The 486-nt window shown below is 67.3% G+C and carries 1 protein-coding gene; it reads left to right on the forward strand.

From position 1 onward, the window contains the following. Positions 1-25 precede the first annotated feature (25 nt). Positions 26-486 (forward strand): transglutaminase-like domain-containing protein (locus RM704_RS44610; protein WP_311593588.1); only part of this gene is annotated, 461 nt, incomplete at its 3' end.

The following is a 486-nucleotide window of genomic DNA, read 5'->3' on the forward strand; positions in this document are numbered from 1 at the left end:
CGGCAACATCAGCTCGTATTTTCACGTGACCGAACGTCACCGCACTCTGAGCATCACCAGCCACTCCGTGGTGGAGGTGGATCCGCCTGAGCCCGAACGCTATTCAGGTGCATCCGCGCGGGCGCCCTGGGAGCTGGCCCGGCCGGTCGGCGGGGACGGCGCGCTGGCTGCCGAGTTCACTCTGGACCTCTCTCCGCCGGAGATCACCGATGCCGTGCGGGAGTACGCCGCACCGAGTTTCGTGCCCGGACGGCCGCTGATCGACGTGCTGCGCGAACTGACGTCGAGGATCTATTCCGACTTCACCTACCGGTCGGGTTCGACGACGGTGTCCACCCAGGTGGCCGAGGTGCTGGCGGCGCGCGAGGGAGTGTGTCAGGACTTCGCCCGGCTCGCCATCGCCTGCCTGCGCGCCAACGGCCTGGCTGCCAGTTACGTCTCGGGTTATCTGGCCACCGATCCGCCGCCCGGTAAGGAACGCATGAT

Origin of the sequence: Streptomyces gottesmaniae, from assembly GCF_031845845.1 — a bacterium.
Lineage (GTDB): Bacteria > Actinomycetota > Actinomycetes > Streptomycetales > Streptomycetaceae > Streptomyces > Streptomyces akebiae.